This is a genomic window from Arcticibacter sp. (assembly GCF_053551015.1).
Genome location: NZ_JBMQOB010000018.1, coordinates 267,626 through 286,970 on the forward strand (window position 1 = coordinate 267,626; position 19,345 = coordinate 286,970).

The 19,345-nt window shown below is 45.9% G+C and carries 14 protein-coding genes, 1 tRNA gene and 1 pseudogene; 7 read left to right on the top strand and 9 right to left on the bottom strand.

All coding sequences use genetic code 11. From position 1 onward, the window contains the following. Positions 1 to 13 precede the first annotated feature (13 nt). From ACO1NU_RS12925 to ACO1NU_RS12945, 5 genes are all read left to right on the top strand, one after another. Positions 14 to 1,507, top strand: coding sequence for a RagB/SusD family nutrient uptake outer membrane protein (locus ACO1NU_RS12925; RefSeq protein WP_448818907.1), 1,494 nt, complete (start codon positions 14 to 16; stop codon positions 1,505 to 1,507). Between the two features lie 24 nt (positions 1,508 to 1,531). Beyond that, positions 1,532 to 3,343, top strand: a complete 1,812-nt coding sequence (locus ACO1NU_RS12930; protein ID WP_448818908.1) for a fasciclin domain-containing protein — start codon at positions 1,532 to 1,534, stop codon at positions 3,341 to 3,343. 62 nt (positions 3,344 to 3,405) lie between these two features. Further along, positions 3,406 to 4,995, top strand: coding sequence for a fasciclin domain-containing protein (locus tag ACO1NU_RS12935; protein ID WP_448818909.1), 1,590 nt, complete (start codon positions 3,406 to 3,408; stop codon positions 4,993 to 4,995). Between the two features lie 32 nt (positions 4,996 to 5,027). Beyond that, positions 5,028 to 8,249 carry a SusC/RagA family TonB-linked outer membrane protein gene (locus ACO1NU_RS12940; protein WP_448818910.1) on the top strand — a complete coding sequence of 1,074 codons (3,222 nt, stop codon included), beginning with the start codon at positions 5,028 to 5,030 and terminating at the stop codon, positions 8,247 to 8,249. A gap of 18 nt (positions 8,250 to 8,267) precedes the next feature. After that, positions 8,268 to 10,025, top strand: a complete 1,758-nt coding sequence (locus tag ACO1NU_RS12945; RefSeq protein ID WP_448818911.1) for a RagB/SusD family nutrient uptake outer membrane protein — start codon at positions 8,268 to 8,270, stop codon at positions 10,023 to 10,025. A gap of 67 nt (positions 10,026 to 10,092) precedes the next feature. Here ACO1NU_RS12945 and aroC read toward each other — a convergent pair whose 3' ends face one another. The 6 genes from aroC to ACO1NU_RS12975 form a co-directional block, all read right to left on the bottom strand. After that, entirely contained in the window at positions 10,093 to 11,184 is a 1,092-nt protein-coding gene (aroC, locus tag ACO1NU_RS12950) for a chorismate synthase (protein WP_448818912.1), read from the bottom strand. A gap of 3 nt (positions 11,185 to 11,187) precedes the next feature. Next, positions 11,188 to 12,477 carry a 3-phosphoshikimate 1-carboxyvinyltransferase gene (gene aroA / locus ACO1NU_RS12955; protein ID WP_448818913.1) on the bottom strand — a complete coding sequence of 430 codons (1,290 nt, stop codon included), beginning with the start codon at positions 12,475 to 12,477 and terminating at the stop codon, positions 11,188 to 11,190. A 1-nt stretch (position 12,478) separates the two neighbouring features. Beyond that, positions 12,479 to 13,582, bottom strand: coding sequence for a chorismate mutase (locus tag ACO1NU_RS12960; RefSeq protein ID WP_448818914.1), 1,104 nt, complete (start codon positions 13,580 to 13,582; stop codon positions 12,479 to 12,481). Between the two features lie 34 nt (positions 13,583 to 13,616). Beyond that, entirely contained in the window at positions 13,617 to 14,447 is an 831-nt protein-coding gene (locus tag ACO1NU_RS12965; RefSeq protein WP_448818915.1) for a prephenate dehydratase, read from the bottom strand. Between the two features lie 275 nt (positions 14,448 to 14,722). After that, the gene (gene aroB / locus ACO1NU_RS12970) at positions 14,723 to 15,787 is read right to left on the bottom strand and encodes a 3-dehydroquinate synthase (RefSeq protein ID WP_448818916.1); all 1,065 of its coding nucleotides are present in this window, start codon (positions 15,785 to 15,787) and stop codon (positions 14,723 to 14,725) included. A 1-nt stretch (position 15,788) separates the two neighbouring features. Beyond that, positions 15,789 to 15,995 carry an RNA-binding S4 domain-containing protein gene (locus ACO1NU_RS12975; protein WP_448818917.1) on the bottom strand — a complete coding sequence of 69 codons (207 nt, stop codon included), beginning with the start codon at positions 15,993 to 15,995 and terminating at the stop codon, positions 15,789 to 15,791. Positions 15,996 to 16,054: 59 nt separating this feature from the next. On the opposite strand from ACO1NU_RS12975, the gene ACO1NU_RS12980 reads away from it, so the two are divergent. Beyond that, positions 16,055 to 17,263: a proline dehydrogenase family protein gene (locus ACO1NU_RS12980; RefSeq protein WP_448818918.1), complete on the top strand. Its 1,209-nt coding sequence runs from the start codon at positions 16,055 to 16,057 to the stop codon at positions 17,261 to 17,263. On the opposite strand, the gene ACO1NU_RS12985 is transcribed toward ACO1NU_RS12980, so the two are convergent. Both ACO1NU_RS12985 and ACO1NU_RS12990 read right to left on the bottom strand, forming a co-directional pair. After that, entirely contained in the window at positions 17,260 to 17,565 is a 306-nt protein-coding gene (locus tag ACO1NU_RS12985) for a phosphoribosylpyrophosphate synthetase (RefSeq protein ID WP_448818919.1), read from the bottom strand. The two genes, ACO1NU_RS12980 and ACO1NU_RS12985, sit on opposite strands and share 4 nt — an antisense overlap. A gap of 31 nt (positions 17,566 to 17,596) precedes the next feature. Then, positions 17,597 to 18,235 carry an HAD family hydrolase gene (locus tag ACO1NU_RS12990; protein WP_448818920.1) on the bottom strand — a complete coding sequence of 213 codons (639 nt, stop codon included), beginning with the start codon at positions 18,233 to 18,235 and terminating at the stop codon, positions 17,597 to 17,599. A gap of 67 nt (positions 18,236 to 18,302) precedes the next feature. On the opposite strand from ACO1NU_RS12990, the gene ACO1NU_RS12995 reads away from it, so the two are divergent. Further along, a tRNA-Ile gene (locus ACO1NU_RS12995) sits at positions 18,303 to 18,376 on the top strand. Between the two features lie 374 nt (positions 18,377 to 18,750). Here the strand turns inward: ACO1NU_RS12995 and ACO1NU_RS13000 are convergent. Continuing rightward, a pseudogene (locus ACO1NU_RS13000) lies at positions 18,751 to 19,345 on the bottom strand (hypothetical protein); the annotation flags it as partial.

The following is a 19,345-nucleotide window of genomic DNA, read 5'->3' on the forward strand; positions in this document are numbered from 1 at the left end:
AAAAAGAGAAGAAATGATAAAGCATATAAAATATAGTCTGGCAGCGTTGCTGTTCTTGCTTGTGAGCTCCTCGTGCAATAAGTGGCTTGAACTAAAGCCTGGCGATGGCCTGGTGAAAGAAGACTACTGGAGCACAAAGGAGCAATTGGAATCTGCCGTGATCGGGTGTTATTCTTCGCTGCTTAATCCTGCTCTGACGGAACAGATGTTTCTTTGGGGAGAGCTAAGGGCAGATATGATTTCGCCTACCAACTTTACCAGCTTTGACATGATCAGCATCATGAATGGCGAGATCCAGTCAACGAACCGGCTTACCAATTGGAACATACTGTATTCGACCATCAACTTCTGCAATATTGTAGTAGAGAACGGGCCGGAGGTATTGAAACACGATAATACCCTTACTCAGCAACAGCTTGATGCGTATATAGCGGAAGTAAAAGGCATCAGAGCGCTGATGTACTTCTATTTGCTCAGGGTATGGGGAGAAGCTCCTTTACAACTTAAAGGTACCGTAAGCGACGCGGAGCTGGAGATTTTACCTAAAAGCTCTAAAGAAGATATCTACAACCAAATTATCGCTGACCTGGATTTTGCTGCGCAGCATGCGCTGTCAAGCTATGGCAACGCGGGTCAGGACAAGGGCAGAATTACTAAGTACGGGGTCTATGCTTTGCAGGCCGATGTTTACCTGTGGCAGGACAAGTATACTGAATGTATAGAAGCCTGTGACCGTGTAATCAATTCAAACAGGTTTGGACTGTATGACGGAAGCAACCCTTCAGACTGGTATAGTACCGTCTTTTTCAGAGGAAATTCAAATGAAAGTATTTTAGAATTTCAGTTTGATCAGCAGCGTCTTAACTCATGGTTTACTATGTTCGTTGATCCTGCGGCACGCAAGTTCATTGCTTCGCCAACGATTATCCAGGAAGAAGTGTTCCCGGCAGACGGGCAAAATCCGGATGCGAAGGATATCAGAGGAGATGGAGCTTCCTACCGCGGATCCGACGGTCTAATCTGGAAGCACGCCGGTACACTGGACCTCAATACCCCGGTTTCGCAGACTAACTCGTACAGGCACTGGTTTGTATACCGGTATGCTGACATCTTATTGTTGAAGGCTGAAGCTTTAGCCTGGTCTAACAAAGGGCAGGAGGCGCTCGGCCTGATCGAAGTGATCAGAAAGCGTGCGAATGCACTTGAAACTACGGCTGAGTCGCCGGATGTGGCCTCTCCGCAATCTATGTCTGATTACATATTGCATGAGCGCTCAAGGGAATTTGCCTTTGAAGGCAAGCGCTGGTTTGACATCTTGCGCAATGCCAAGCGGAATAATTATGCCAGGCTGGACCTGATCACGGAAATGGTAGGGAAGATCGCGGCTCCTGATCGTCAGCAATCGATCATTACCAAATACCGTGATCCGAGAAGTCATTACTTCCCAATCAGTTTAAGCGAACTTCAGGCTAATAAGCTTTTGGAACAAAATCCCTTCTATCAATAAAATCAATCAGGAATGATGAAAAAGATGAAAAAGCAATATGGTACAGGAAGTTGGACGGTTGTCCTCGCCCTGCTGCTGGCATTCCTTTGGGGGTGTAAGAAAGAGGCTGTTGTATACGAGACAAGCAGCCAGGTAAATATTACCGGGTATCTCGACAGGTATCCTGAACAGTTTTCTGAATTCAGGAAGATGCTTGATATAACCGGTACCGCAAGCTTTTTACAGGCTTACGGTGGTTACACGCTCTTTCTGCCAACGAATGATGGTGTAAAGGAGTATCTTAAAATTGCCGGCAAGTCCAGTCTGGAAGAGCTTAGTGTCGACGATCTGAAAGGCATTGTTAAATTTCACTTGCTGGAAGATACACTGGCAACCAACACCTTCAGTGACGGTAAGCTTAGGTCGCTAACAATGTATGGTCAATACCTGATTACAGGTGCTTCAAACGTAGATGGGCAGACGAAGGTCACCATCAACAGGCAGGCTAATCTGGTGAAAGGCAACATTAGGGTTGGCAACGGACTGATCCACATTATTGATAACGTACTAAGACCCGAGAAGCTGACAATCGCGCAGACTATTGAGGCAAATCCGGACTTTTCTATTTTTGCGCAGGCGCTTAAAGAAACCAAGCTTTATGATACGCTGAATATTCTGCCGGATGCGCAAGCCGATAGCAACAGGCGCTTCCACACGCTGCTTGTTGAATCAAACCAGGTGCTTGCCGCTGCAGGTTATCCGACGTATGAGGCCTTGAAAGCGAAGTACAGCAATTCAGCTGATCTGACGAATCCTTCTAATGGCTTGCATGCGTTTATGGCTTACCACGTGTTATTTGGAGCTAAATACATTGCAGATATCGTTTCTAACCAGGCACATTCTACGCTCGCAAGACCTGAGATCATTACTGCCAAGCTTCAGGATAAACAGGTGTTGATTAACGATATGATCTTCAACGGGTCTTATGAACCAGGCTTCACCTTGTCGCGGGAAAAAAGCGACCGCTCGGTTGCGAATGGGGTGATTCATTTAACCGCACCTTTTATGCCTGTGGGAGCCGCGGCGACGACCGGGCATTTTATGATCAAGGAAAGGTTCCCTTTCCCGGTATATTGGGATGTTGCCACTTTTGAAGAGTCATTGAGGCATCCTAATTACAGGAGGAGCGGGGGAGCATCGTTCACCTTTTCGAAGAGTTCTGCTACGGCACCCTCGCCGATAAAGGGGTGGTGGTGGCCCAAGACTGGAGACGGCGTAACATACCGTAATGAAGGAGGAGGATGGGTGTATAACGATTACCTGAATCTCTTCCTGGGGAACTCAGCAGGTAACGCACGCCAGGAATTCATTGAAATGAAGACGCCGCTGATTGTGAAGGGAACTTACGCGGTGTGGGTATGCTATCGTCGACAGAATCAGAGTGGAAGATGGCCGACAAGGATTGGTACCCAGGCGCGAATCGTCATCGATGGGGATATCCTGCCTACCCCGTTTTATTTTGCAGAACCGCCTCCTGCTGGCTCATCAGCCGAACTCGAATCCTTGGGTTGGAAGTATTACACCTCTAACGGGAACCCCGATAATCCTTTCGTGAAGCAGACCCTGAGTGCGGCCGGGGAGACATCCAACAATCCCTGGGTTGCCAAGAAAGTTGGTGTAGTAACGATCAAGTCAACGGATATTCATACCCTTCGTATTGAGGCGCTTCAAGACACCCAAAATGCGAACAATCTGGATATGATCCATTTCATTCCGATCGATTATGTTTCTCAGATTCTGCCGAGGTTCATGCCCGACGGAACAGAGGACTGGACAAATTACCCTGGTACTCACTAAAAAAAATTATATCAATGCCGGCCTCACACCCGGCATTGATAACCATTTAGATTCATATATATATGATTTTACAACGACAAAGATTATTTCTATTGCTGGTGATATCCGGAATCTTCTTCTCTGCATGCACTAAACAATGGGACGAGCACACGGCAATAATAGATCCCGAAGCATCCGAAACACTTCTCGAGAAGATCAACGGTGACCCTGAGCTGAGCAAGTTCAGTGAGTTTTTGGAAAAGACCGGTTATGACAAGCTGATCGCATCTTCGAAGTCATTTACAGTTTGGGCTCCTACAAACGACGCAATTTCAAAGGTTGAGGCCGCCGCTATTGGGACTGACGATAAATTAAAGCTGTTTGTTGGCAATCACATCGCCGACCTGGCTTTCCAAACTACTCAATTACGGGCGGAGTACGTCAGGATTAAAACTCTCAACGGGAAGAATGTTACGTTTTCTGCAAAGGACGTTGACGGGGCATCCATACTCAAGGCAGATGTTTACGTTGGGAATGGCATTTTGCATACGATTGGTGCTGCCATTATGCCGAAGGTAAGTGCCTGGGAGTACCTCATATCTACGAATACCCTCCAGAAGCAGGCGCTGCAGTCGTTCGATTACAGCTATATTGATTTCAACACAGCTGAGGAAATCGGGGTTAACCCAACCACTGGAAAGCCGATATATAAAGAAGGTACCGGTATTGTACAGGCAAACCGCTTCCTTAACAGGAATTTCCCGGACCGCTTAAACGGTGTTATGCAGGTCAATGCAACCGACATCAGCGATGAAAACGGATTGTTTACGTATATCGTGCTGACCGATGAGGCCTTCCTCGCAGAGAAAGCCAGATTGTCAAGGTTTTATGCTTTAGGATCTCAGGACAGCACTGACAGTCTTACCCGTTTCAGTATTGTGAAAGATTTGGCGTTCAGAGGTATTCTGAACTCAAATAACTTCCCCGGAACCGCATTTTCAATAGGAGATAGCGTTAAGTTTCATCTGAACAAGGCTGATGTTGTGGAAACTCATCAGGTTAGTAATGGTGTGGTTTACGTGATGAAGAACATCAACTATGACCTGACAGGAACTGGGGAACAGTTCGACCGCTATACCAAGATTAAACCTGTTTTGATTGAAGGAGAATCGGCCTCCAATAGTACCGATTTCCTTTCTGTGAAGACCAACAGCCGCCCAACCAGACGTTCACCGGATGGGACATTATACACACAGCTTCTGGTTCAGAACCACGGAACGAATACCTATTGGGCAAGATACAGACCTGATGTTGTCAATTCGGTTAAATACAAAGTTTATTGGAGGGTAGTTAGAGATTACAATCTAGTTCCTGCAGCGGGAGCTACAGATCTGGTCTATTCCAAAATGCGTATTGCATTTAAGAGTGTAAACCCAGTAGTGCCTCCATTCAACTATGTGGAAAAACCAGGAGTGATTAAAAACGGTAGCCAGTTTCTACCAGATTATACAGATTATTATTTGGGTGAGTTTACTCCGGATAAATACTATTCCAAAACCTTAAAGTCTGGCATTGAAGGTGCCCTGTCAGTATTTCTGGTGGGAAACAACGTTACGACAAACGGGCAAACCGACCTCTTGCTTGATTATATCAAGTTGGTGCCGGTGCCATGATCAATTTCATTAAGCTTTAATATCACCTGAATATGCAAAGAATAAAGAATGCGGTGAAAACTATCGTGATCCCTTGTGTTTTAATGGGCGGCATCACTTTTCACCTTCAAGCGAGTCCGCAGGATTCTACAGCAACGGACCCGATAAAGACGAATATATCGCAGGCCAAAAAAGGCCCTGAAATTAAAGGAGAGGTCAAAGACGCGGTGACCGGTAAGCCACTTGCCGGAATTAACATTTCTCTTCCCGGCTTTTCCGCGGCCATCACAGATGATACAGGTCGTTTTTCGATCATAGTACCCAATTTACATACAACATTAATTGTTGAGGGCGAGGGATTCCATACCAAAGAAGTCGCGCTTAAAGGGCGTTCAAGCGTATCAACAGTTCTATACGAAACAACGTTTGAATCGGTTTATGATCAGGTAAATCTACCCTATACAAAAAAGCTAGCCAACCATGTTTCCGGAGCAGTTAAATCGGTGAATGTATATGATGCATGGAACCGCTACTCGGGAGAGAGCGCTGATACGTACCTGCAGGGGAAAGTAGCGGGACTGAACGCAGTCAGACGCTCTGGTACTCCAGGTATAGGTGCGAGTTTATTCCTGAGAGGATATACATCGCTGAATAGTTCCAATCAGCCGCTGATCATTGTTGACGGTATTCTGTATGATAATACCGATTTCGGGATATCATTGCTGTCGGGACATGTAGAAAATCCTATCGCTAACCTCGATCTTAAAGATGTTGACAACATTACGGTCATCAAGGATGCGACAGCATCAAGCTATGGAGTAAAGGCCGCGAATGGGGTGATTTTGATAACCACATCAAAGTCGAAAAGCCTTGCAACAAAGATTGACTTTGGTGCAATCGGCGGGTTTAACACCCGTCCTTCAACAATCCCGGTACTGTCATCCGGTGGATTCAGAACCTATCTGTCGGATGCCCTTGGCGGATACATGCAGAACATAGGTTACACGCCAGTAGCTGCCCAAGAGTTTGTGCAGTCGCAAAAGTTCATGACCGATGATATGGATGATCCTGAATTTTTCAAATATCATTACAGCACGAACTGGCAAAATAAGATCCTCACGGATTCGTACAATCAGAACTATTACCTTAAAGTGACCGGGGGTGACAATATTGCCACTTACGGTTTGTCTGTAGGATTTCTGAATAACCAGGGTGTAACAGATAAAACAGACCTGCAACGTTATCAGACGCGGTTTAATGCAGACCTGAACTTTACTAATAAATTAAAGGGAATAGCCAATCTCTCCTTTATTTCGAACAGGCAGAACCTGAAGGATCAGGGGCTGGCATTCAATACCAACCCAATCTTGCTCAGTCTGACTAAAGCTCCTTTTCTGGGGTTAAGGGATGTCTCTGCAGCAGGTGTGGAATCTCCGAATTATGCTGATGTTGACATCTTGGGTAAAAGCAATCCTGCAGCCATCATCGAGAATATGGACGGTGTAAATAGCAATTACCGGTTTATGGGATCGGTTGGCTTTAACTATGAGTTTACCAAAAGACTTAACCTGATTATCCTTGGAGGGGTTACATACAGTAAGGTGAGAGAAAATATCTTCATTCCTCAAAGGGGAGTAATGCCTTTGGAATTAGACAATGCTGTTGCCTTGAACCGTTCAGGAACAAACGTTGAGAGGCTTTATTCTTTGTTTTCAGATGCGCGACTTAACTATGCGAGGTCTTTCAATAATGTGCATAATCTAAATGCAAGTGTTGGGTTCAGGTATAATACCAATAAGATGGAGGCTGATTATGGACTCGGTTATAACTCCGCTACAGATGATTATGTAACGGTAGGAAATGGTCAGGCAGCCTTGAGAAGAATAAGCGGAGAGAACGGGCAGTGGAACTGGTTGAACACTTATGCTAGTATAGACTATGATTTCTCTAAGAAATACTTCGCCTCGTTTAATCTCGCCGTAGACGGATCATCCAGATTTGGAATGAACATTCCGGATGTACTGACCGTCGGGGGCGCTAAGCTAGCCGTCATGCCTTCTGTATCTGCGGGCTGGTTGCTTTCGTCGGAAGACTTTTTCTCTGCATTGAAGGGTATCGAGTTATTGAAGCTCAGAGCCAGCTATGGACTCGTGGGTAACGACGATATGGGGAACTATACAGCCAAGCAATACTACAAATCTCAAAGTTTCCTTGGGTCGCAGGGATTGGTAAGGGGCAATATTGCCAATACAGCTCTACGCTGGGAAACTGTTGAAAAGCTGAACCTGGGCCTAGATGCATCATTCCTCAAAGAGCGCCTGAGTTTCAGTCTTGACTGGTTCAGTAATCAAACACGTGACATGTTGATGCAAGAGGCAGTCCTTGCCGTTACCGGCTTTGACTACGCAGTGAGCAATAACGGCGGCATGAAGACCAATGGCTTTGAACTGGCTGTATCAGGACGGTTGTTGAACCGTAATCTGAAATGGGATATGGGCCTGACACTTTCCAAATACCGCACTGAAATCACCAGAATACCCGGGGACAGGCTGGTTACAGGTTATGCCGGCGCGAATATCCTAACCCAAAAGGGAATGGCTTCAAATCTGTTCTACGGCTTCAAAACTGCCGGGGTTTACGCAACAGATGCCGACGCATCATCTCTGCAGAGCCTAAGGGCTGATGGTACAATTGTTCCATTCAAGGGGGGAGATTTGCGCTTCATTGATCTGAACGGAGATAAGTACATCGATGACAATGACAGGCAGGTTATCGGTAATCCGAATCCTGATTTCGTTGGCATGTTAAATAACAGATTTGCCTGGAAGCGGTTCAGTATGGACGCCTTATTCACCTTCTCTGTTGGAAACGATGTTTACAACTTCATGAGAAGAGAGCTTGAATCAATGTCAGGCCTTCAAAATCAAAGTCCAAAGGTACTGAACAGATGGAAAGCTCAGGGACAAATTACCGATGTTCCAAGAGCGATCATCGGAGACCCCGCAGGCAACGCCCGCTTTTCAGACCGCTGGATAGAAGATGGCTCATATTTACGCCTGCGCACCTTGACGGTAGCCTATGATTTTCCGGTCGCTAACAAGGCAATTAAACAGGCGAAGGTTTATCTGACAGGCAATAATATCTTCACTATCACCAAATACCTGGGATATGATCCGGAGTTCAGTGCTACAAGCAGTGTGTTCACTCAGGGGATCGACACCGTGCTAGAGCCACAGTTCAGAACAATTCAGCTAGGAGTTAGAATCGGGTTATAAGCAATAAAGAATAAGACTATGAGACTTAATATAAAAAATTCCGTTGCTGGTGTGCTGATTGCGTTCACTTGCATCAGCACGGTATCCTGCAAGAAGATGTTTGATTTCGCACCGGAAGACGCACTGGAGCTGGATCAGGCTTACCGGAATGTTTACGATGCTGATGCAGCAGTCATTGGTATCTATGGCAAGCTGATGAATATTTCAGACCGGTACATGATCCTTAACGAGCTGCGTGCCGATCTTGAGGAGACGACGCCTCTCGCAGGCAAATATCTTACGGAAATAAACAATCATTCCACAACTGAGAATAACCCCTGGGCAGACCCTAAACCCTTTTATGAGATCATTATGAACTGTAATGATGCGCTGCATAATTTCGATCTGATGCTGCGTGATAAGAGGATGGTTCAGGCTGACTATAACATTCGTTATTCTGAAGTTGGAGCCGTGAGAAGCTGGCTATACCTGCAGCTGGGTATTCACTTCGGTACTGTTCCCTATATCACAGATCCGTTGGCGACAATACAGGATGTTCAGGACGAAAGCAAATTTCCACGCATTCCTTTTGATCAACTGATCACTAATCTTGTTCAGTTTACTGAAGCTTTGCCAAACAAAGATCCCATGCCCGCAGGAACATCTTTGGTTACCACCATGGATTCCTATAGCACCACCAAGATGTTTGTGAATAAATATCTGTTATTAGGCGATCTGAACCTTTGGCAGGGCAACTGGTCTGAAGCTGCGAAGTACTATCACAAAATGATGAATTACAGCTTGGTTCTTTATCCTGCGGCTAACTCTGAAAATTACTACAATACCTATACGCTCGGAAATAACCCTACTCGCATTGACAATGGTAACTGGATAAGTATTTTTACAGCCGCCTACGCCGAGCGTTATTCGAATTATGAGATTATCTGGCATCTGCCGTTTGATAAGAAATTCAGTCCTAGTAATCCATTGGTTAAGCTGTACAGCTCAGGAGATAATTACAAGGTTAAGCCCTCTGCTCTTGCTATATCGAAGTGGAAAGAGCAAACCCGGAACGACGGTACCCCTTATGATACCTACCGGGGTGAAGGTTACAGCTACAGAATGATGGGCGGAAACGCTTTGATTTATAAGCTGGTGCCAAACTACAGTCAGTCTAATCCATTTGAAACCGACGGTAAGTGGGTATTATACCGCGCCTCCATGCTGCACCTCCGGATGGCTGAGACTGCTAACCGGGATGGCCGTGATAAGTTAGCTTACGCTTTAATGAATGTGGGGCTGCGGGCGACCTATTCTCCGCGGAGTGTGCCGGGTAACGTAACCAACATTATGCAGAGTTTTGACGAAAACCCTTCTTACTACTTTGACGCGCGGTTTGGTAATTCGCCGACATTCAGAGCGCAATTTGCCTATAACCAGGGGGTGCGGGGAAGGGTTTCCCTTAGCGCGGTAACGGTAGACTCGACGCGCTATTTCGATATGAGTGTTCCGGGCAGTGAGACTAAGGCTGTTGTTGACAGGAAGGGGCTTACCCTGGAGATGGAGAACCTGATCATCAATGAAGCAGGGCTTGAACTCGCTTTTGAGGGTAACCGCTGGCAGGACTTGTTGAGAGTAGCGCTCCGCCGCGAGAAAGAGAGCCCGGGAACAGGAAAGTCTTTTCTTTACAACAAGATCTCTGCAAAATTTACAGCTGCCGGACTTCCCGTTCCGGCTGGGGTATCTAAGCTGGCCACTGATGTAAATAGCTGGTACCTTCCATTTAGATGGAAATAGAGAATTTTGTCATATGTATAAATAAAAAAACCGCTCTTTGAGCGGTTTTTTTATTTATAAGAAGTTCTTAACCTTGATAAGCAGCTTGCCTCAAATAATGGTCGGCTATTACCAGTGCCGCCATCGCCTCTACAATAGCTACAGCTCTTGGTACGACACAAGGGTCATGACGGCCCTTGCCTTTAATTTCAGCCGCGTTCCCCTCTTTGTCTATCGTCTGCTGATTATGCATGATAGTCGCCACGGGCTTAAATGCCACTCTGAAAGTGATATCCATGCCATTGGAAATACCTCCCTGAATTCCTCCGGAGAAGTTGGTCGTCGTGCTGACACCAGCGCTTTCTGAAGAGTGGAAAATATCGTTATGCTCAGATCCGCGCATCTCAGAACCTGAAAACCCTGAACCATATTCAAAGCCATGAACAGCATTGATACTCAGCATTGCTTTTCCAAGATCTGCATGCAGCTTGTCAAATACAGGTTCTCCGATTCCCGCAGGGCAATTCCTGATGATACAGGAAACTTTTCCTCCTACAGTATCGCCTTCCTTGCGTACGCCGTCGATCATTTCGATCATTTCGTTGGCTGTAGCAGGGTCCGCGCAACGAACAATATTGCTTTCCCTGATTTTAAGCAGTGCCGCCAGATCTTCTGAAGGTAGGTTAGGAGCATCAATCTTCCCTGCAGAAGAAACATGAGCGAATATCTCAATTCCCTTTTGCTTCAGAAACAGTTTAGCCACCGCGCCCGCAGCAACGCGGGCTGCAGTCTCCCTTGCAGAAGAGCGGCCGCCTCCGCGATAATCGCGAATGCCATACTTTTGCTGATAAGTATAATCAGCATGAGAAGGGCGGAAGATATCCTTGTTATGGTCGTAGTCCTTCGAACGTTGGTCTTCGTTGGGGATCAGTAGCGCCAGGGAGGTCCCTGTACTCTTTCCTTCAAACACGCCCGATAGGATGCTGGCGGTATCACTTTCTTTCCTTTGCGTAGTGATCTTTGATTGGCCGGGGCGCCTTTTATCAAGCTCTCCCTGAATAAACTCCAGATCGATATCTATATTCGGCGGGCATCCATCAATGATGACACCAATAGCCTTGCCATGAGATTCTCCAAATGTACTGATACGGAAAAGTTCTCCGAATGTATTTCCTGCCATGATTTAAGTATTGATAGTGAAGCCTGCTTTCTGTAGGTCATCCCAGAAGGAAGGATAAGATTTAACAACCACTCCCGGTTCCTCGATCTCCAGTTGTTCAACCTTCAAGGCCAGAGGCGCAAAGGCCATCGCCATACGGTGATCCTCATACGTTGCTATCGTAACCTGCTGAGGGAAATGAAGATCTGCGCAATCCAGATGGTACAGCTCGCCATCTTCTTTCAACAAGACACCGATCTTTGCAAGCTCATTCTGAAGCGCTTTGATACGGTCCGTCTCCTTAATCTTCAATGTTTCAAGTCCGGTGAATGTGGCATTATGCCCTAAGGCTGCGCTGACCACGATAACGGTCTGAGCCAGATCAGGACAATCTTTCAGATCAAAGAAAGTTCCCTTAGGAGCAGCACCTGTTTTAACCAGTTCGAGACCATTCTCAGTGAATGAAGATGCGATACCAAAATGCTCCATGATCTCCGTGATCCGGCTATCGCCCTGTAAGCTCTTAGCCTTTAAAAAAGGAAGCACAATCTTCGCCTGATCTGAAAGCGCGGCAATAGCATACCAGTAAGATGCGGCACTCCAATCTGGCTCAACAGTAATCTGTGAGTCCTGGAAAGGCTGATTTTGAATAGAGATCAAAGAGCCGTTCCATTGGTAGGTAATGCCCGCTTCTTCCATCATCGCCAGCGTCATTTCCACGTATGGTCTTGAGGTCAGCTCACCTTCGATATGAAGCTCGAGGCCCTTTTCAAGAAAAGGAGCGACCAGCAATAAGGCCGTGATGTATTGTGAACTCACGTTGCCGCGGATGCTCACCTGGTTTGTTGCCTGTTTAAAGTCCTTGCTGAACCGTAGGGGAGGGTAACCTTCTACACCCGCGTACTCAATTTGAGCCCCCAGTTGCTGCAGTGCATCTGTCAGGATCCCAATAGGGCGCTGCTTCATCCTTTCGGTGCCGGTAAGTACGGCCGCCGTTCCTGTTACAGGAAGGTAAGCAGTAAGAAAGCGCATCGCTGTACCCGCAGGACCAATGTTTGCGGTGAGTTCATTATCCACCTTCAGTAAGCTTCCGCTCCCGAAAGTCGCATTGTCTTCCTGGTTTTCCAGTCCACGCAGTATGCCGTTCAGGATCACCGTATCATCAGCAGAGGAAAGGTTGTTCACCACAACCTTCCCCTTGCTAAGTGCATTTAATATCAGTGCTCTGTTACTTTCGCTCTTCGATCCTGTTAGTTGAATCGTGCAGGACGTTTCAGTCCCCGGCTTCGAAAGGATTAAAGAAGTATGCGGCATATTAGTCAACTACTTTAGTAACGTTCATGATTTCAGTCTGCTTCTTGATAGACTCAGCATGGATCAGTTCCAGGAACTTAGTAGTAAAGTCAGCATCCAGTTTCAGTGCCTTGCCAAATTCAGCACGTTTGTTGATGATTTCATCCCAGCGGTTCAGCTGAAGGATGGTCATGTCGTTATCTCTTTTATATTCACCAATCTTTTCAACGATTCCCATTCTCTCAGCAATCTTTTGAATCAAGAGGTCGTCAATTTTGTCAATCTGTTTACGCAACTCAGCCAGTTTATCAGAAACACCTTTGTCCTTAGGCTCAGGCTGACGAACAGTAAGATTATCGATCAAATCAGACAAAGCAGCAGGAGTAAGTTGCTGTTTCGCATCTGTCCACGCTACAGAAGGGTCAATGTGCGACTCGATCATCACACCGTTCATTTCCAGGTCAAGTGCCTTCTGAGAGATGTAAGGAATAAGCTCACGGTTACCACAGATATGGCTAGGATCGCAGATGATAGGCAATTCCGGACAAAGTGTTTTAAGCTGGATAGAAAGCTCCCACATTGGCTCGTTACGGAAAGCAGACTTCTCGTATGAAGAAAACCCGCGAGAGATAGCAGCAAGCTTAGTGATACCAGCCTGGTTGATACGCTCAAGAGCTCCAATCCACAAAGAAAGATCAGGATTAACCGGGTTCTTAATCATCACCGGGATATCAGTACCGCGAAGAGCGTCAGCAATCTCCTGAACAGTGAACGGATTAGCAGTAGAACGAGCACCGATCCACAGGATATCAACACCAGCAGCAAGAGCCTCTTCCACGTGTTTCGCGTTGGCAACTTCCACAGTGATAGGCAAGCCAGTCTCTTTCTTAGCGCGGTTTAACCATTCAAGGCCGATGCTTCCAATACCTTCAAACTCACCCGGACGAGTACGGGGCTTCCAGATACCGGCACGAAGTGCAGAGATCTTTCCTGTTTTAGCCAGTAGGTGTGCGGTAGCAACAAGTTGCTCCTCTGTTTCAGCACTGCAAGGACCTGCAATTACAAGAGGTTGATGTTTTGTAGGTAACCAGTTTTCCAGTGGTTCTATGTTAAAGTTCAGTTTCATCGTATTGTTATTTGATATGTTGTTGAGTTAATTACTAGACGTGGTCATTTTTGAGGTATTCCCCCATGAGAGTAAAGTTGATGGTGTATCTCAGCACCTTGTTGATCGCCTCGGTATATTGAGCATGATCATTCCATTCAATGTCGACATAGAAGTTATATTCATGTCGCTTGCCCAGAACAGGCATTGACTGGATCTTGCTCATGTTCACATCGTGTTCAGCAAAGATATTCAGCACCTTGGCTAATGATCCAACCTCGTCGGTCGTTTCAAACGATAAAGAAGCCTTGTTCGCATTCGGAATATCCTCTTCTTTATGTTCCGCCAGGATCAGAAAGCGCGTGTAGTTCTTCTTGTTAGATTCTATTCTGCGCTCCAGGATCTCCAGTCCGTACAGTTTGGCAGCCAATTGATTCGCAATGGCAACCGTATCAGTGAGCTGCTCGTCGCGGATACGCTTTGCACAAGCCGCCGTATCTGAGCTCTCTTTAACATTCAGGTGCGGATATTCATCAATAAAATCAATGCACTGACGAATTGCGATAGGATGCGACTCCACATTCTTCACCTGTTCAAACTTCACACCGGGCAGAGCCAGGAGGTGCAGCTGAATAGGAAGATAAACTTCGCCGAGGATACACAGGTGATAGTCGCGCAATAAGGTGTAGTTTGGCAGCAGACTACCTGCAATAGAGTTCTCAATGGCCATGACCACATAATCAGCCTCTTTGTTCTTTAAGACATCGCAGGTCTTTTTAAATGAGCTGCACTCAACCGTTTCGATATCTTCTCCGAAGAATTTAAAAGCGGCCTCCTCGTGAAACGAAGCCTTTATTCCCTGTATTGCTACTCTCTTTTTTTTCATCAAAATACACGTTGTCTCTTAATGGCGATGAAGTTCTCATGTTCATGTTTTTCGCTGCTTTTGAAGAGCATGCCCATGATCGATTCATGTCAAAAAAAAAGTCCCGGCGTTCGGCCGGGACTCTATATAGTTCTTTATCTCAAAACATATTCGTCCCGCCTCTTACTGATAGTAGTAAAAGTAACCGAACAGATATGTGTTGTTGTTTTGCATCGTTGCTTTGTTATTCCAAATATACAGTTATAAATCAAAACGTCAAGAACTAATAGAAAATTTTAGCTTTCAAAACCTGCATAAAAATTCAGGGCCTCAACAATTTGCTCAGCTGTCAGATAGATGTTAAAGTCGCATTGCCCGATTTCAGACGGTAAAGCAAAACCTATATTGCCATTCACGTTCTTTTTGTCATTCTGCATAAATTCCAGAATATCTCCGTAAGAATCCCCTTTAAGGTGGTAATCCGGGAATACAGAACGTATATAAGATACGATCTCCTGCAGCTCCTCCTCCGGAAGGTTATTATGGCGGAACGCCAGATACGCCTCACAGATCATTCCGAGTGCGATAGCTTCACCATGTAGAAGAGCCCGTTTATCGTTTTTCAACGAGTAAGTCTCTACCGCGTGACCGATCGTATGTCCGAAATTCAAGGTTTTGCGAATGCTCTTCTCGAAGGGGTCAGTAGTGACAACGAAGTTTTTAATCTCCACAGAATGGTAGATGATTTCCTGATCTAAGTCAAGCGGATTGATCTCCTTTAATTTCTGAAAATAATCCTTATCCGCAATGATTCCGTGTTTTACAATTTCTGCAAAGCCGGAAATAATCTGCCGCTCATCAAGCGTCTTCAAGAATCTCGACGATATAAAAACCGCTTTAGGCTGTGTGAACGTACCGATGATATTTTTGATGCTCCCCAGGTCAATACCCGTTTTACCACCGACAGAAGCATCTACCTGCGACAGGAGGGTAGTAGGAACCTGTACAAAGTCAATCCCCCTCTTAAAGGTAGAAGCAGCGAATCCGCCCATATCCGTAATCACGCCACCTCCCAGATTGATCAGCAGACTATTGCGGTCTGCACCAAAGTCCAGGAGCATTTGCCAGACACCTATGCAGTAATCAATATTCTTATTTTCTTCACCAGGATCAACCTCGATGATGTCATAATCCTTCAGTGAAGGGAGCAGCTCACCGATCAGCGGCATGCAATGCTCAGATGTATTCAGGTCAGTCAGGAAGAACACTTTTGAATACTCGGAATTATCGAGGAAATCTTTCAGATCTTTTAGTTCATCATCAAAGAAAACCTCGTATCCGTTGCTTTGTATAGGAGTCATATTATTTCACTAAAATAGTATTGCCGTTAAACTCTACAGTATCGCCACGCTTCACTTTCAAGCGCTTCCTGTAGTCGACAACACCGTTGTATTTTACCAGACCATCCACTACAACAATCTGCGCCTCACCACCTGTTTGCACAACGTTGGTCGCCTTAAGTAATTGAATCAGGGGTATAAATTCACCCTCAAGTTCGAATTCTATCATATAACAAAGTTAAAAAGATTCTTTTCCCAGTTCCGTTAATAAGCATTAATTTTGAGCCCATGATCACTTCGTCTGATAATTCTTTCAAGACAAATAACGAACTCCCGGATTTTAGTAATACTCAGATAGCATTTAAGAGCAAGTCAGACAGTGACTTGAATAAGTCTTATTGGCTGTTTAAGGCGATGAGCAGCGCGGCCCTGACCAAGATGGGCTCTAAGGCGCTCACTTCCTTGCTGCGCTCCGGCTTGCCGATAGTTCCGCTGATCAAGAAGACCATCTTCGCTCAGTTTTGCGGAGGCGAGTCCATGCAAGAGTGCGAACCGACTATCCGGGACCTGCATGCAAACGGAGTAGGCACTATACTCGACTACTCAGTCGAAGGAGAGCAACAGGAGAGGAGCTTTGCAGCCACTGTCGAAGAAATCCTGGCCATCATCCGTAAAGCAAAAGACGATTCACGCATTCCCCTGGCAGTTTTTAAGCCAACAGGACTAGGTCGATATGCACTTTATGCCAAGGTAACAGCCGGCCAGTCGCTGAGCGTAGCCGAACAGGCTGAATACTTCAAGGTAAAAGCAAGGTTTAACCAGATCTGCAAGCTTGCACACGATCTGGAAGTGCCGGTGATGATCGACGCAGAAGAATCCTGGCTTCAGGGAGCTATCGACGATATCGCCTTAGATATGATGCGGATGTACAATCGCGATAAAACGTTTGTGTATAATACCTATCAGCTTTATCGCTCCGACAAACTTGCCTCCCTGAAAGCAGACATTTATCTGGCTGCGACAGATGAGTTCAAGCTGGGCGCTAAGCTGGTTAGAGGTGCATACATGGAAAAAGAGCGGGAGAGAGCAGCTCAGCAGGGCTATCCTTCGCCGATTCACAAAGACAAAGCAGCAACCGATGCCGACTTCAATGAGGCGCTCCGGTTCTGTATGGAGCATCTTAGCAACGTATCGTTTGTAGCCGGAACTCATAATGAAGAGAGTTGCTCACTGTTAGTGGAGCAGATGCAGCAGAGCCGTACCGAGCATAGCAACCCGGCGGTCTACTTTGCACAACTTCTCGGCATGAGCGATCATCTGAGCAACAATCTCGCGCATTGCGGCTATAACGTAACGAAGTATGTTCCCTATGGACCTGTTAAAGCAGTTCTGCCCTACCTGTTTCGCAGGGCAGAAGAAAATACTTCTATCGCTGGTCAGACAGGAAGGGAGCTCAGCTTGATAAAAACAGAGAAGGCGAGACGCAAGGCGTCTTAGCCCGGAGTGTTCAGCTTCTTCAGCAATTCTTCAGAAAGGTCGTCAGAATAAACGCCATAACCGTTTACGAACACGCCTTTTACGTGATATTTCTCTGATTCAATTCCGTAGACAATAGAATTATCTGCGGGATCAGTAGGACCTTCAAACCGGTGGAATTCAGCTATGCTGAAATCATCGGGGTTTAAGGTAATATTATGTTCGCTATTATGGAGCACGCCATTTGCAAGGTTAAAGTCAAGGGTAAAACCTCGTTTTTTTAAGTCGTTGAGCGCATCGACCATAGTTTGATAGTTTTCCATAGTCTTTCAACACTCGCAAATCGCATTTTGTTTACTGTTTTAGGAGCCCCGAGCGGTAGAGGAACTTCTCGAGCGAGTCGTCAGCAGTCATCAAATGAGTATGTAACCCGAGCTCTTTCGCGGTTTTCAGGTGCTGTGGGCTGTCGTCGATGAATAGTGTTTCCTCAATCTTCAGGTTGTTTTCTTTCAGCAGCAATTCAAATATCTCTTTGTTAGGCTTTCTTATCTTCACCAGATGGGAGTAGTACACCTTCTCGAAGAACTGATGATTTGAATCCACCTGATGCTCCCTTTTCAGGTAGTCATGAATAAAGCCAAGGTGAATCTCATTGATGTTGCTCAGAAGGAAGGTGCGGTACTGTGCCTTAGCTTTCAGCAGAAGTTCATGATTAACAGGAGGAACACCGATGAGGAGGCTAGTCCAGGCCTTATCAATCTGCTCGTCAGTAAGCTGCGGTTTACTGGTGATTTCTCTGATGCCATCTCTGAATTCAGCTGCAGATATACTGCCTGTTTCGAACTTGTCAAATAAGGAGTGATGGCCTGCATGAGCGAAGAATGTCTCCACGTTCTGGATACCTAAATCGGTAAATGAATTTTGTGTTTTCAGGAAGTCAATGAGAAAGATGACGTTACCGTAGTCGAAGATAATATTTTTGATGTTTTGCATATCTGCGCTTGAGATTTTAAATGCAAAAATGTACATTTGCCATCGCAAACAGAAAAGTTTGTTAACCGCGCCTATAGCTCAGTCGGTTAGAGTAGAAGACTCATAATCTTTTGGTCCCTGGTTCGAGCCCAGGTGGGCGCACAAGCAAAAAAAGCTTAATCTGCTGATTAAGCTTTTTTTATGCCCTCTATTAGCGTTTAAAGCTTGGTTTGGTGTGTTTCAATGAACAGTACGTTCGTTTTACAATAGTTGTTAATTCGTTCTAATTTACAAGATATTCGACTTGTTTTAGTGTTAAGTGACGCATTCTGACATTTGTCACCTTATAGTTTGCTGCTTATAGCAACACTTCATCAGCGAAACTGCAATACCCTTCATAGGTAATTATCAGATGATCACTACAGAGATGTCTAAGAGCTTACCTCCTTCTACTATTTTCTTGTCAGTTGTAGATCTACCTGTGATGGCTTTAAGTTGGTCGGTACGATAGTTGAATCTATCCAGTTCGCCATCGTTTATCCTCCTTTCCTGAACGACACCCGCTGCCGGGACTTTAAATCCCCCGAGTCTTCAACATGATCCGGTTGCTTCTTCTTCACCGTTGCTTCTGCCCCTATCCTCCGTTCCAGATTACGCAACATCTGATTACCTTCATAGCACATCGTATAAAAAGAGGCCCCTCGTTGCAGCTGCGCCCCGCTGAGTTCCATATTCACCGGCCCTGCGGGGTACTCTCCAGGTTCCTCTGCCGCATAGGCCGCGATCAGCGCACAGGGGCTAAAGTTCTTACTGTTCAGCAGCACGTATCCTTCTTCCATCCGTGTTTCGCTGTAAGCAAGGAGTGAGACGCTGAGCATCAGGAGCTGATCGGCTTCAGGTTGAGCCTCAAACCGGATCTCCTGCGCTTCCACTTGCGCGTATTTTTGCACTTCCACGTCTCTCACTTCGAGAAATTCGTAGTACTCCTGTCGAAAATTAAAGCCGATCAGGCTAAAACGGATCCGGTACTTGCTAGCTGATTTTCTGATGCCCGGGGGTACCCGGATGTCCGTCTTGGAATCAAACGCTCCCATAAACACACGGATCTTCCCTTGTTCATCACGCTCTACC